The sequence below is a fragment of the Variovorax sp. UC122_21 genome (assembly GCF_044056785.1).
Classification (GTDB): domain Bacteria; phylum Pseudomonadota; class Gammaproteobacteria; order Burkholderiales; family Burkholderiaceae_C; genus Variovorax.
Window position 1 is genome coordinate 1,196,113 of sequence record NZ_CP172004.1, and the last position, 12,983, is coordinate 1,209,095.

10 protein-coding genes and 1 pseudogene are annotated in these 12,983 nt (G+C 71.0%); 2 read left to right on the forward strand and 9 right to left on the reverse strand.

Going from position 1 to position 12,983, the window contains the following annotated elements:
- The first annotated feature begins 83 nt into the window (after positions 1 to 83).
- Positions 84 to 1,574, forward strand: coding sequence for an AAA family ATPase (locus ACHMXE_RS18025; protein ID WP_395350442.1), 1,491 nt, complete (start codon positions 84 to 86; stop codon positions 1,572 to 1,574).
- A gap of 1 nt (position 1,575) precedes the next feature.
- On the opposite strand, the gene ACHMXE_RS18030 is transcribed toward ACHMXE_RS18025, so the two are convergent.
- A complete protein-coding gene (locus tag ACHMXE_RS18030) occupies positions 1,576 to 2,481 on the reverse strand; it encodes a LysR family transcriptional regulator (RefSeq protein ID WP_395350444.1) in 906 nt (301 codons plus the stop codon).
- Between the two features lie 156 nt (positions 2,482 to 2,637).
- Between ACHMXE_RS18030 and ACHMXE_RS18035 the strand changes: the two genes are divergently transcribed.
- A complete protein-coding gene (locus ACHMXE_RS18035) occupies positions 2,638 to 4,197 on the forward strand; it encodes an MFS transporter (RefSeq protein ID WP_395350446.1) in 1,560 nt (519 codons plus the stop codon).
- A 14-nt stretch (positions 4,198 to 4,211) separates the two neighbouring features.
- On the opposite strand, the gene ACHMXE_RS18040 is transcribed toward ACHMXE_RS18035, so the two are convergent.
- The 8 genes and pseudogenes from ACHMXE_RS18040 to ACHMXE_RS18075 form a co-directional block, all read right to left on the reverse strand.
- Positions 4,212 to 5,363: a hypothetical protein gene (locus tag ACHMXE_RS18040; RefSeq protein WP_395350448.1), complete on the reverse strand. Its 1,152-nt coding sequence runs from the start codon at positions 5,361 to 5,363 to the stop codon at positions 4,212 to 4,214.
- Positions 5,364 to 5,445: 82 nt separating this feature from the next.
- Complete coding sequence (locus tag ACHMXE_RS18045; RefSeq protein ID WP_395350450.1) at positions 5,446 to 5,652, reverse strand: hypothetical protein; 207 nt, start codon at positions 5,650 to 5,652, stop codon at positions 5,446 to 5,448.
- On the reverse strand, positions 5,649 to 8,408 hold the full coding sequence (locus ACHMXE_RS18050) for a metallophosphoesterase (protein WP_395350451.1): 2,760 nt from the start codon (positions 8,406 to 8,408) through the stop codon (positions 5,649 to 5,651). The genes ACHMXE_RS18045 and ACHMXE_RS18050 overlap by 4 nt, the downstream gene beginning before the upstream one ends.
- 21 nt (positions 8,409 to 8,429) lie before the next feature.
- Positions 8,430 to 9,434 (reverse strand): DUF4123 domain-containing protein, encoded by a 1,005-nt coding sequence (locus ACHMXE_RS18055; RefSeq protein ID WP_395350454.1) that lies wholly within the window; start codon positions 9,432 to 9,434, stop codon positions 8,430 to 8,432.
- A 5-nt stretch (positions 9,435 to 9,439) separates the two neighbouring features.
- Positions 9,440 to 9,940, reverse strand: coding sequence for a DUF2345 domain-containing protein (locus ACHMXE_RS18060; RefSeq protein ID WP_395350456.1), 501 nt, complete (start codon positions 9,938 to 9,940; stop codon positions 9,440 to 9,442).
- 182 nt (positions 9,941 to 10,122) lie between these two features.
- Positions 10,123 to 10,722, reverse strand: a pseudogene (locus ACHMXE_RS18065) (type VI secretion system Vgr family protein); the annotation flags it as partial.
- Positions 10,622 to 11,902: a type VI secretion system Vgr family protein gene (locus ACHMXE_RS18070; protein WP_395350458.1), complete on the reverse strand. Its 1,281-nt coding sequence runs from the start codon at positions 11,900 to 11,902 to the stop codon at positions 10,622 to 10,624. The pseudogene ACHMXE_RS18065 and the gene ACHMXE_RS18070, both read right to left, overlap by 101 nt.
- Before the next feature lie 155 nt (positions 11,903 to 12,057).
- Positions 12,058 to 12,963: a LysR substrate-binding domain-containing protein gene (locus ACHMXE_RS18075; protein WP_395350459.1), complete on the reverse strand. Its 906-nt coding sequence runs from the start codon at positions 12,961 to 12,963 to the stop codon at positions 12,058 to 12,060.
- Between the last annotated feature and the right edge of the window lie 20 nt (positions 12,964 to 12,983).

Genomic DNA, 12,983 nt, shown 5'->3' on the forward strand with positions numbered 1-12,983 from the left:
ATTTTTTTCGCGCGTGAATCGGAAAGGGGCCGGGAGTGCACTACATTCCCCGGCCCTGCTTTTTTGTGAATCGACTTTCCCGCATGCGCCTGGCGTCCTTCCAGATCACCCACTTTCGCTCGATCAACGACAGCGGTCCCATCGAACTCTCCCGGATCACCACGATCCTCGGCCGCAACGACACCGGCAAATCCAACCTGCTGCGCGCGCTGCACAGCCTGAACCCGGCCGAGGGGCCGGTGAGCGCGCTGAGCCCGATCAAGAACTTTCCGCGCCACCGCCGCCTGAGCGAATGCACGGCCGACACGCCCGTGGTCCACACGCGCTGGCGTCTCGAGCCGCAGGAGCAGGCCGAGCTGGTGCGCATGCTGCCGCGCGCCTCGGGCGTGAGCCACGTGACGGCGGGCCGTGGCTATGGCCCGGCGCGCTGGGCCGGGCTCGAGGGCCTGGGCGACCTGTCGATCGACGTCGGCGATGCCAAGGGCAAGATCCGCAAGATCGTGCCGGCCGTGAAGGCCGCGGCCGAGAAGCTGGCCGACGAACTGCGCGCGCCGCTCGAGCAGGCGGCCGATGCCTTCGATGGCGCGATGATCCTCAACCCCGACCTGCTCAAGTGGTCCGAGGGCGCGCAGCTGGCACTGGCCGCGCTGCGCCAGGCGCTGGCCGCGGCCGGTGCCGAGCTGGCCGACAAGCCCGCGCAGATGGTGACCGAGCTCGAGGAGCTGTCGCTGTCGATCGTCAGCGACGGACCGGCGCTCGCGCGCGCCAAGGACTGGATCCTCGCGCGGCTGCCGCGCTTCGTGTTCGTCGACGAGTACCCCGCGCTGCAGGGCCGCCAGAACATCGCCGACTACCTCTCGAGCGAGGCGCGCGACCATCTCTCGAGCGCGCAGCGCAGCTTCGGCACCCTGTGCCGTGCCGCGGGCCTCGATCCGCGCGAACTGCATGCGCTGCACGAACGCGGCGACCAGGCCACGCGCAACCAGCTCGTGAACCGCGCGGGCGCGGCGATGACCGCCGAGATCCGGCGGCTGTGGAAGGACCGGCCGCTCAAGGTGCGTTTCAACCTCGACGGCGACGAGTTCGACACGCTGGTGTCGGACCCGGGCAGCGCCTACGAGGTCGAGGTCGGGCTCGACGAGCGCAGCCGCGGCTTCCAGTGGTTCTTCGCGTTCCACGTGGCCTTCTTCGCGGGCTTGCGCAACGAGGGCGGCGAGGCCGGCGAAGGCAGCGCGCAAGGCGACGGCGGCATCGTGCTGCTGCTCGACGAACCCGGCCTGCACCTGCATCCGCGCTCGCAGGCCGACCTGCTCGCGCACTTCGAGCAGGATTTCGCGCAGCAGATCGTCTACACCACGCACTCGCCCTTCATGGTGCCGGCCGGCGAGAAGGCCGCGGTGCGGATCGCGCAGCTCGAGGGCGGTGCGGGCACCACGCTGAGCAGCCGCGAGCTGGCGGCGATCGGCGGCAGCGCGTGGATCGGCGCGCTGTTCGATCTGGCGCAGGAGCCGTCGGCCGCAGTGTCCGAGTCGGCCGTGGCGACCGTGCCAGCCGAGCCGGCTGTGGCCGCCTGAGTCAGTCCCGCCTGACCTCTTCGTCGGTCGGCGGCGGAAACATCCGCTCGACCGCGAAGTCCACGAAGGCCCGCACCTTCGGCGACAGCTGCCGGCTCGACGGCCACAGCGCCGAGAACTGGCCGCGGTGCGTGACGTGGGGCGCGAGCACGCGCTGCAGCTCGCCGCGCGCCAGCGCATCGCGCGCGAGGAAATCGGGCATGAAGCCGATGCCGAGCCCGGCGATGGCGGCGCCGAGCATGGCCTCCATGTTGTTGCACAGCATCGTGCAGGGCAGCCGCTCGGGCAGGCCCGGCAGGGTCCAGTCCTCGATGCGCGTGCCGGTCACGAACTTGTAGCGCAGGCAGGCATGGTCGGCGAGCTCGGCCGGCTGTTGCGGCACGCCATGGCGTGCGAGGTAGGCCGGCGCGGCCACCAGCAGGAAGCGGAACGGCCCGAGCCTGCGCGCCACCAGCCGCGAATCGACCAGTTCGCCGCTGCGGATCGCCACGTCCACGCCCTCGGCGATCACGTCGACCAGCCGGTCGTTGAAGTCGAGGTCGAGCTCGATCTGCGGATAGCGGGCCTGGAAGTCCGGCAGCATCGGCAGCAGGAAGCGGTAGCCGATGGTCGGCAGGCTCACGCGCAGCCGGCCGCGCGGCTGGGCGACGGCGTCCTGCATCATCGCGCGCGCATCGTCGAGCTCGTCGAGGATGCGGCGGCAGCGCTCGTGGAACATCGCGCCTTCCTGCGTGAGCCGCACCTGGCGCGTGGTGCGGTTGAACAGCCGCAGCCCGAGCTGCTGCTCGAGCCGCGCCACGTTCTTGCCGACCGCCGAGGCGGAGATGCCGAGCAGCCGCCCCGCCTTGGCGAAGCTCAGCAGGTCGGCCGCCCGCACGAAGGATTCGAGGCCGCTGAAACTGTCCATCGATTGGCAACCTCAGGTTGGGAGTGAGTGGATCGGTACGCCAATTCTCTTTGCATTCAATCATTTTTATCTTCTCTTCACGCCGATGAGGGCGTCGGCCGGGCCTCCGGAACGGCGCCGCCCGGCCCTGTCTTCGGTCCTGCGTGAAGGGTGTCCATGTCTTCTTCTCTTGTTTCGTCTTCTCCGGCGCCACGCCCGTACTGGCTGCTCGCCGCCGTCTGCCTGGCCGGGATCGGCATGCCGCTGAGCTTCACCGGCCCGGCCGTGGCGCTGCCCGCCATCCATGCCGCGCTGGGCGGCAGCCCGGTGCAGCTCAACTGGGTCACCAATGCCTTCATGCTGAGCTTCGGCGGCACGCTGATGGCGGCCGGCGCGCTGGCCGATGCCTACGGGCGCAAGCGCGTGTTCGTGCTCGGGCTGCTGCTGATCCTGCTCGGCAGCCTGTTCGCGGTGTGCGCGCCGGGCATCGTGTGGTTCGACCTCGCGCGCGCCGCGCAGGGGCTCGGTGCGGCGGCGGCTTTCGCCGCCGGCACCGCCGCGCTGGCACAGGTCTTCGACGGCGCGGCGCGCACGCGCGCCTTCAGCCTGATCGGCACCTCGTTCGGCGCCGGCCTCGCCTCGGGCGCGCTGCTCGCGGGCTGGCTCGGCGAACGCTTCGGCTGGCAGGCCGTGATGTGGAGCCCCGCGCTCGTGAGCCTGGCGGCGCTGGCGATCGGCGCGGCGTGCATGCGCGAGTCGCGCAACCCGCAGGCCATGGGCCTCGACGTGCCCGGCACCCTGAGCTTCACGGGCGCGCTGAGCCTGCTGACCCTGGGCGTGCTGCAGGCGCCCGACAGCGGCTGGGGCAGCCCCTGGGTGATCGGCGCGCTGGCCGGCGCCGTGCTGCTGGGCGTCGTCTTCGTCGCGATCGAGCGCCGCGTCGCGCATCCGATGCTCGACCTGACGCTGTTCCGCTATCCGCGCTTCGTCGGCGTGCAGCTGCTCGCGAGCGCGCCGGCCTATGCCTTCGTCGTGCTGCTGGTGCTGCTGCCGATCCGCTTCGTCGGGCTCGAGGGGCGCGACGTGGCCGAGACCGGCCGGCTGATGCTCGCGCTGTCGGGGCCGATCCTCGTCGTGCCGACCCTGGCCGCGTGGCTCGCGCACCGCTTCCCGGCCGGCGCCATCTCGGCCGTGGGGCTGCTGGTCTGCGCCGTGGGCCTGTACGCGCTGGGCCGCTGCGCGCCGGGCGCGGCACCGCGCGAACTGCTGCTGCCCCTGCTGCTGATTGGCGGCGGCATCGGCCTGCCCTGGGGCCTGATGGACGGGCTCGCGGTCGGCGTCGTGCCGCGCGAGCGCGCGGGCATGGCCTCGGGCATCTTCAACACGGTGCGCGTGGCGGGCGAGGGTATCGCGCTGGCGCTGGTCGGCGCGGCGCTGACGGCGCTTGTAGGGGCGCGGCTGGCGCATCTGCCGGGCGTCGGCGCCATGGCCTCGGGATCGCCGGCCGCCTCGCAGGCCGCGCAGCAGGTCACGACCGGTGGCCTGCCGCAGGCGCTCGCGCTGCTGCCGGGCCTGGACCGCGCCGCCGTGCTGCAGGTGTATGGCGACGCCTTCGCCACGCTGCTGCTGGGGCTCGCGGCCGTGACGGTGCTGACCGCGGTGGTGGTGTTCGCGTTCCTGCGCGGCGAGGCGCCGGCGCAGGGGGCCGAGGCGGCGCTGAACTGCCCGGCGTCCTGAGCGGCACCCGCGCGTCAGTCGAGCCGGATGTTCGAGCCCTCGAGCCGGGCCTGGCCGGCGCCCAGCGGTTGCACCTTGGCGTCGTCGGCTTCCACGTTCGTGAAGTCGACCGTGCGCACGATGGTGTTGCCGAGCAGCTCCAGCGTGCCGATGCGGCTGTGCTGCAGCTCGAGGCGGCCGAACTCGTTGCCTTCGAAACGCACGTGGGCGCTGCGCAGGTAGGTGGCGTCGAGGTGGTCGATGTGGCTGTGGCGGAGGGTGAAGGTCTGGTTGACTTTGGGGGCAATGCCCTCGGCCTTGGAGCCGACCGTGCCGAAAACGAGGCCTGCCGCCTTGCTGCCTCCCTGGATCCTGACGTTGTCGATCAGCGCGTGCGCCGTGTCGGCAGAGCCGAGCCCAAAGCTGAAGTGCGACTGTCCGGACGCACTGAACTGGCTGTCCCTCACAGTGATGCGCGAACCGCCGTCGATCCACCCGCTCAAGGAGCCGCCACGCACGCGTTCGATCAGAAGATCGCCGCGCAATGCGGCGCCGTTGAAGTCGAGATCGTCGAGCACCGTGTCCCGGAGGGTGAAGGATTCGAGGGTCGCGGGCACCATGTTGAAAGCGTTCCTCAACCTGCAGTTCTCGATGAGGACGTGGGCGCCTTCCGGGTGATAGGAAACATCGTCGAAGTCGCAGTTCCTCGCGATCAGTTTCGCGTCGGCGCTGATGTCGAACCACTTGACGACGCAATTCAGGAAGCTCGCCTCTCCGTAGGTTCCGATCGCGCCCTGACGATTCCTGTCGCTGCTCGACCCGATGAAGCGGCATTTCTCGAAGACCACGTTCGTGCTGCCGGCCTGGCCTCCCCAGTTGGAGTTGCCGCCCGAGCTGCAGTTGTGGAACCGCACGTTCGTCATGACGCCGAATTCGATGACGCCGGAGAAACGGCAATTGCGGAACTCGACGTTCTCCATGGCCTCGAGCCGTATCCGGTAGCCGCCATCGAAGTCGCAGTCGATGAATTGCAGACGGCGCCAGGTCTGACCATGGAACTCCGAGTCGTGGAAGGACGCGTTGCTCACCGTGAGCGTGGCATTGCCGGTTTCGCGCAGACGCAGGGCGTCGTCCTGCAGATACTGGAATGGCTTCCCGAAATCCTTGATCTCTTTCTTCATGCTCATGCGACAACCCGTCAAGAGTGCGGTGGAGGTGGAGATCGATAGGCCTGCTAGCGATCGGAACAACTGGCGACGTTGCATGGGACTAACGCTGCATACGGATGACTTTTCGGGGATCCGGGTAGAGATTGCCCGACGGCGCTGGCGACTGACCCCAGGCGAAGTGAAGCCAGTTCCAGTCCGGAATCTCGCCGTGCTCTCCGTAGCGGCGGTGCATGAAGTCGACCGTGGAGGTGCCTAGCAGCGCCGTGCCGATGTCCATCGGAAACAGCCACGGGTCTTCGACATTCATGTCGGCAGCCCAATCGGGCATGTGCTTCCCGATACGGGGTTTTCTTGAGTTCGATCGCGAGGAACGCCTGCGGCACCCGCTGCGTGATGCGCCTGTCGGTGCTCTTGCTGGCAGGCGTCGATGGCCCAGGTGGCGGGACGGGGCGCTTGATCGGAGCCATCGCGCGATCCAGCAACAGCATGTCGGTCTCGGAGAAGTGGAGGTGCATTCCTGTGCCTTCCGTTCGAAGCGATGGAGCCAGCCGATGCCAGACGGGGCGTGGTCTTGGCGAACTGCTGTGTCGGACCTGAACCATCTCGCACACCCAGACCCCGACCCCCCCCGATGCAATCCAGCACCGCCATCCGCTCGCTCAACAGCACCTCGACCTCCGGCGACCGCCGCGATGTCAGCAGCTCCGTGCGCTGCCCCCAGACGAACCGCAGCGGCGGATCCTTCGGATGCATCAGGTGCAGGTAGTCCAGCGCCACCGCGAGCCGGGGCCGCCCCGTCCCCGTCGCGCTTCGCACCTGCGAGAGCCGATGGCGCACCGGATCGAGCAGGCTGCCCGCGGGTGGGCGCAAGGTCCAGCCCGCGAGTTCGCCGTCGAGGTTCTGGTAGCCGATGGGTCCGCCGCAGCTCGACACGACGAAGCGCGTGGCGCGGCCGTCGCCGGCCTGCGGTCCCTCCAGCCCCGGGTCCCGGGCGCTCGTGACCTCGACGCGTCCCCTGGACTTCGCGCTGCGCGCGGCCTGGTAGAGCCCGGCACGGTGGCTGTGGCCGCTGAAGTGCCAGTCGACCCGCGGGCCATCGCCGAGGACCAGGTGGTCGAAGTACCAGCGCAGCCGGCGCTCGCAGGTGCCCATGTTGAAGGCGGTGAGGCCGCCCGGGCTGTGGAGCTGGCCATCGGGCGCGTCGGCCGGCGTGAAGCCGGCATCGGCGGCCGAGAAGGGCACGTCCTGGTCGTAGCTGAAGATGGTGAAGTGGCTCGCCACGAGCAGCGATGCGCCGTTCGCGGCCTTGAGCTGCTGCGCATGCCGCAACAGCGCCTGCTGCCCGGGGCTGAAGCTGCTCGCGGCGCGCGGCAGGATCATGGCGCCCTGGCGGTCCACGCCCACGCTGCCGGTGCCGCCCGCGAGGTTCTGGAAGTTCTCGTGCTCGCCCCAGGCCAGCCCCACGAGCAGCTGGCCCGCCGTTCGCGCGCCCTGCCGCCCACCGAACCCGACGACGAAGTCGCCAAGCGGATTGAACAGCGCGCCGAAGACATCGAAGTTGGCAGCGTCGTAGTTGAGCGAGGTGTAGGTCTGGCCATAGGTCGGGCCATAGGCGAGCGCGGCTTCGTAGATCGTGAGGTTGTGGTCGGCCGCGATGCCTTCGTTGGCGCGGGTCGACGAGAAGCGGCTGGCCTCCTCGAGCCGCGTGCGATGCCGCGCGAGGGCAGGGTCGGTGCGCTCCGCGACCGAAGGGCCGGCATGCCGGCCGGCGTTCTCCATCGCGCCGAGCGCCATGCCCCAGCCGCCCACGCGCGGGCTGATGCCGTAGGGCATCTCGTAGGCCTCGTGGTTGCCGGTGGTCATGAAGACCGGCAGCTTGAGCCGCGCATAGGCATGCCGCACCAGGCTGTAGACCTGCATGTCGTCCTGCCAGCGCGCGTAGAGCTCGGCGTCGTGCGCGTTGCCGAGGATGTTGAAGGCGCGCCATTGTTCGCCCAGCGTGGCGCCGGCACGCGCGGGATCGATGTTGCGGTTGAAGTCGATCAGGTCGCCGGTCAGCAGCAGGGCGGTGTCGGGCTCGCGATTTGGGGTGACGGCCTCGAACAGGGCACGCAGGTGCAGGAAGGCATTGCACAGGGTGCGCGCGGCGAAGGGTTCGGCGAGCGGGCCGGCGCCAGCCGCGCCCTCGAGCAGGATCGCGCGCGAACGAGCCAACGCCTGCTGGCGCAGGTTGACGTGCACGTCGCTGAGGTGCGCGATCCGCAGCGTCGGCATGCGCGCGCGGATCACGGGGTGCCAGGCCTGCAGCCGCGGCCGGTCGGCACCGGGCGCGCCGATGCGCGTGGCGCCGATGGCTTCGACGTCGTACTCGCGCAGGTCGCCGATCGCTCCGCCGCGCGTGCCGCGCTGCGCCTGCAGGAAGCGCTGGACCAGCAGGTCCTGGTAGTGCGCCGCGCAGGGCGCATCGCCGCCGGGCCAGGCCTTCTGCTCGGCCGGCGTCAGTGCCACCATCCAGGCGAAGCTCAGGAAGCCCGAGGCGTCGATGCGCGTGAAGGGCGCGGTGCGCGGGTCGAACTCGATCTCGTAGAGCGTGCCGCCTTCGAATTCGCGGTAGAGCCGCATGCCCGCGGGCGAGAGGCTGAAGGCCGTGCCGTCGCCGCAATGCACGATCGTCTGCGCGCGGAAGGGGCCGAGGGCGCGCGTCGTGAGCGCGGCGCGTGCCTTCGCGTAGGTCCGGCCATCGCCGAACAGCGTGCCCTGCGTCGTATCGGTGTCGGCCGGCTTGCGCTCGATGGAGCACAGGCGCAGATGGCGGTCGATGTAGGGATGCGCGGCCTGCGCGAGTCCGGTCGTGGCGTCGACGGCGAAGCGGCGGCTGTCGCCGGCGTTCACGCCGATCACGAGGCGCGCGCGGGTCTGGCCCGGTGCCAGCACCAGCGGGCAGCCGAGGCTCGGGTACAGGATCACGGCCGCGACCCGCGCCGTGGCCTCGGAGGAACGGCAACTGACGCTGCGGTCGTGCTGGCCGTTGCCGGCGTTGGCGAGGCTGCTGGCGATGTCCATGGGCGGTTCTCTTGGGGGCGCTCAGTGCGGTGAAGCGGCGGGTTGATGGCTGGAGGCGCGGCCCGCGATCTGGCGCGCCATGTCCTCGAGCACGCGCGCCGCATGGCGCCGGCGTTCGTCCTCGAGGACCTCGGGCGCGATGCCTGCGACGGCGCGCAGGAGGCCGCCGCTCTGCGCGCGGGCGTCGGCCGCGAGCGCGCACATCCACGGCTGCTCGATGATCGCGGGATGCACGCGCAGGCACAGCGCCACCGCGATGCGCTCGTTCTGCCATCCCGTCAGGCCCAGCGCTTGCACATGCGCCAGCGCCCGCCTGGCGATGGCGCGGTGCAGCCAGCACGGAACGCCATCGAGGTCGCCGGCCGCAACGTCCTCGTCGAGCACCAGGTGCAGCAGGCGTTCGGCGCGGTTGAGGGCGTCGATGCGCTCGAGCAGCGCTTCGCCCAGCACCAGCGCTTCGGTGCGCGGCGCCGCCATCGGCCGTGCGGCGCCCGCGCGGTGTTCGAGGCCGAAGCGGGCATTCCAGCCCCACCAGCCGTCGAAGGCGCCCACGAAGGCCTGGCGTTCCACCGCGGGCCAGAGGTCGACCATCGCCATGCCGGTGCAGGCATCGAAGCAGCGCAGCAGCAGATCGGTGCGCCCGCCGTCCGCATCGACCATGGCGGCATCGAGCCAACTGCGCAGATGGTTGGCGAGTCGCAGCATCGGCAGCGGGCTGCCGAGCAGCAGCAGGGCCTGCGGCAGCGCGGCGAGGCGCGCCAGTTCGTCGATGGCTGCGTCGGGCATGCACGCCGGCAATGCCACGAGCCAGGGGCCGTCGCTCGCGAAGCGCGCCTCGGGCGTGCCGTCGAGCAGGGCGCAGGCCTCGAGGCCGTGGCGCGCGATCCAGCGCGCGAGCGCGCCTTCGGGCGTGCAGAGCGCCGCTTCCGCGAGCGCGTACACGGTGGAGCCCGCGGGCGCCGCCTGCCGCAGACGGTGGAGGTCGCCGGCCAGCCGCCGCAGCAGCGCCGCCTCGATCGATGCCATGGCCGTCATTCGCGCGGCACCACGCCGGATCGCTGCGCGCGGGCGCGCGCCATGCAGGCCTCGCAGACGCTGGCGGCCTCGGCGGTCGGGCGCGTGTCCGGTCCCGGCGTCGCATGCAGGGCCGCGTGCTCGATCCAGCTGCCGGGCGTGCCATGGCGGATGCCGCCCTCGCGCCATTCGCTGAAGCTCGCGCCGCCCACCAGCGTGACTTTCTTCTTGCCGACGATGTAGACCGTGTCCTCGGTGCTGACGATCTCGATGTTTTTCAATGCGGTGGTTTCGATGGCATCGCTCTGCGCCTCGAAACGGACTTCGCCTTCCGAGGCGAAGGCCCGGATGCCATGGCGCTTGGCGAAGACGCGCAGGCCCTCGGCGACGCTGGCCAGCAGCCGTCGGCCGGTGCCGATCGAGGCATGGCCGGCGCTGCTGAACTGGGTGTGCGCCCCGCTGTGGCCGTGCAGCCCCTGGTCGGCGCTGAACGCGATGCCGGCGGGGCTCGCGAGCACCAGATGCGGCGCGTCGAGTTCGGGAAGTCGCCGCGCGTGCCGCGCAGCGCGTCGTTCTGCTGCCGCAGCGCGGCCGCGACGATGGCCTGGTCGTCCTCGCCGTCCTGCGCGTCGGCATGGCGCGCGGCCAGCGCCAGCGCCTCGACCCGGCTGCTGGCCCGCGTCAGCCGCCGCGTCGTCTCGTCCATGTGCTTGGCATGCTTCGCGGCATCGGGCCGCGCTTCGGTGCTCACGAGCAGACCGTCGTGTGCGCGCAGCACGCCATGCGCGTCGGTACGCAGCTCGAAGCCCTGGCCGCGCGCCTCCTTGCGCCCGGCGTTGTCTTCCACGCGCGTGAGAAAGCCCAGGCCCAGGCTCGAATGCCCGTGGTCGCTGCGCAGCTGTGCCTGAATCTCGCCTTCGCTGTCGTCCATCAGCAGGTGGTTGCCGCGGCCCGCGGCGGCATTGCCACCACGCGGTGCCAGCTCGCGGCTGCGCCAGCCGCTCAGCGCGTGCTGCGCGGGCAGGGCCCAGGGCGGCAGGTTCAGTGCGTTGTGAACGCGCCCGGTGCAGATCGGCAGGTCGGGGTCGTCGCCGATGAAGTCGACGAGCACCTCCTGCCCGATGCGCGGCACGTGGATCGCGCCGAGCTGGTTGCCGGCCCACGGCGAGCAGACGCGCAGCCAGCAGCTGCTTTGGCTGTCATGGGCACCGAGCCGGTCCCAGGGGAACTGCACCTTGATGCGGCCCAGCGCATCGGTCCAGAGGTTCTCGCCCGCGGGGCCGACCACCACGGCCACCTGCGGACCGCCGGCGCGCGGCTTGGGCTGCGTGGGCACGGGCCGCAGCGTTTTCGGCCATCGGATGCGCGACGAGCTCGACCTCGGCGCGCCAGCGCTGCGGGTCGGCTGTGTCGCGCTGGCTCTCGTGGCCCGTGTCCTCGAGCAGGAAGCGCGCATGGAGCACCAGGTACTCGGCGTTCGCGGCCGCGCGCGGATGCTTGCGCAGGCCGAAGCTGCATCCGGGCACCATGCCGCGCAGGTTGCCGCTGGCCCGCGCGCGCGCGCCTTGCGTGCGCAGCCCCTGCATGCGCAGCCGCGCGAGCAGCCGGCCTTCGCCGAAGGGATCGTTGCCGGGCGCGGCGCCCGCGCCGGGCTGCGCGATGTGGCTGCCGGCGCGGGCGTCGTGCCACTGGTAGACCTCGCCATCGGCCTGGCCCGTGGGGCGCGGGTCGCGGTGGCCGGCGCCGAGGTCGGCGTGCGGCCGCAGGTAGTCGTGATCGCGGGTGGCGTAGCGGCCGCTCGTCAGGCGGTGTTCGGGCACGAAGCGGTGCAGGTACTCGGCATCGAGCTTCGAGCCCGGCGCGTGGTATTCGACCTCGGCGCAGGCCGGACTCGCGAAGCGCGCGTGGGCACCCATGTGGTCGCACAGCACGAGGCGGTGCGCGCCGCGCTCGTGCGCGAAGTGGTAGTTGATGCCCCACTCCTCGCACAGGCGGCTGAAGAACGCGAAGTCGCTCTCGTTGAACTGGGTCTGGTAGTCGCGCACCGGGTAGTGCTGCGACAGGCGCTTCTCGATCGCAAAGCCATAGGGCTCGAGCAGCAGGTCGAGGATGCGCTCCACGTCGAGGTCCTGGAAGATGCGGCAGTTGCTGCGCAGCGTGGCGAGGTGCAGCCAGGGGCGCAGCACGAGCCGGTAGCGCGCGTGGCGCTGCGACTCGCCGAGGCAGGCGGCCTCGGCGATCAGCGCGTTGATCTCGCGGCTGCCGCCCTGGCCATCGTCGAGTGCGATCTCGCAGTGGAGTTCGCGCCCGATGAAGGCGTCGAGGTCGAGGTCCGCTGCGTCGGATGCCTCGAGCAGCAGTTCGTAGTCGAACAGGCCATTGATGCCTTCCTGCCCCGTGAGGCGCACGGGCTCGAGCGCGGGACGGCCGGAAACGAGAGGGATCGCGGGCGAATGGACCCGCAGGGTGCGTGGCGGCATCGACGACTTCTTTGGTGGGCGAAGCGGTCGGGCCAGTGTGCGGCGCACGCGGCGCCGGGTCTGCAAACAACGGTCAACCCGCGCGGTGGCGCGCCACAAATCCGCGCCGAGCGTGCAAAAGTTGAAGGGGCGCGCACGCGCGCTTCACACGCCGATCACAGTTCGGCCGCTTCGAACACCTCGCGCAGCCACTGCGTGAACACGCGCACGCGCGCCGACAGCTGCCGGTGCTGCGAATACAGCACCGACACCGGCATCGGCGGCGGCGCGAAGCCACCGAGCACCACCTGGAGCCGCCCGTCGGCCAGCTCCGCGGCCACGCGGTAGCGCGGCACCTGCACCAGCCCGAGACCCGCCACGGCCGAACCGGTGTAGAGGTCGGTGCCGGTGACCGACACGGTGGCCGGCAACTGCAGCGTGCTCACGCGGCCGTCGACGGTGAATTCGAGCGGCACCGGCTTGCCCGTGGCGCTCGAGAGGTAGTCGACCGCGCGGTGCGTCGAGCCGGGCGCGGCCAGCGCCGCGGGCTCCGCCGGTTCGCCATGCAGCGCCAGGTAGCCGGGGCTCGCCACCGTGACCTGCGGCAGCAGCGCGATGCGGCGCCCGACCATCGAGGAGTCCTGCAGCGTGCCCGCGCGCAGCACGCAGTCGACGCCCTCGCGCACCAGGTCGATGAGCCGATCGTCCTCGCCGATGTGCAGCGTCAGCTCGGGATGGCGCGCCAGGAAGTCCGGCAGCGCCGGCACCACGAAATGCCGCGCCAGCGTGCCCTGCAGGTTGACGCGCAGCAGCCCCTTGGGCGCCGTGTTGCGGAACAGCCCCTCGGCTTCCTCCATGTCGGCCAGCAGGCGCACGCAGCGGCGGTAGTAGGCCTCGCCGTCCTGCGTGAGGCGCACGGTGCGCGTGGTGCGCTCGAGCAGCCGCGTGCCGATGCGCTGCTCGACGCGCTTGATCAGGTTGGTGACGGTGGCGCGCGGAATCCGAAGGTCTTCCGAGGCCTGGGTGAAGCTCTGGCGCTCGGCGATGCGCACGAAGGCCTGCATTTCCTGGAAGCGGTCCATCGCGATGCCGTCGGTCTATT

Excerpts from the sequence above, each read along its gene's own strand:
- ACHMXE_RS18045 (WP_395350450.1), bottom strand. The coding sequence starts at position 5,652 with ATGAATGTCGAAGACCCGTGGCTGTTTCCGATGGACATCGGCACGGCG.
- ACHMXE_RS18035 (WP_395350446.1), top strand. The coding sequence starts at position 2,638 with ATGTCTTCTTCTCTTGTTTCGTCTTCTCCGGCGCCACGCCCGTACTGG.
- ACHMXE_RS18055 (WP_395350454.1), bottom strand. The coding sequence starts at position 9,434 with ATGGCATCGATCGAGGCGGCGCTGCTGCGGCGGCTGGCCGGCGACCTC.
- ACHMXE_RS18070 (WP_395350458.1), bottom strand. The coding sequence starts at position 11,902 with ATGCCGCCACGCACCCTGCGGGTCCATTCGCCCGCGATCCCTCTCGTT.
- ACHMXE_RS18040 (WP_395350448.1), bottom strand. The coding sequence starts at position 5,363 with ATGAGCATGAAGAAAGAGATCAAGGATTTCGGGAAGCCATTCCAGTAT.
- ACHMXE_RS18030 (WP_395350444.1), bottom strand. The coding sequence starts at position 2,481 with ATGGACAGTTTCAGCGGCCTCGAATCCTTCGTGCGGGCGGCCGACCTG.
- ACHMXE_RS18025 (WP_395350442.1), top strand. The coding sequence starts at position 84 with ATGCGCCTGGCGTCCTTCCAGATCACCCACTTTCGCTCGATCAACGAC.
- ACHMXE_RS18050 (WP_395350451.1), bottom strand. The coding sequence starts at position 8,408 with ATGGACATCGCCAGCAGCCTCGCCAACGCCGGCAACGGCCAGCACGAC.
- ACHMXE_RS18075 (WP_395350459.1), bottom strand. The coding sequence starts at position 12,963 with ATGGACCGCTTCCAGGAAATGCAGGCCTTCGTGCGCATCGCCGAGCGC.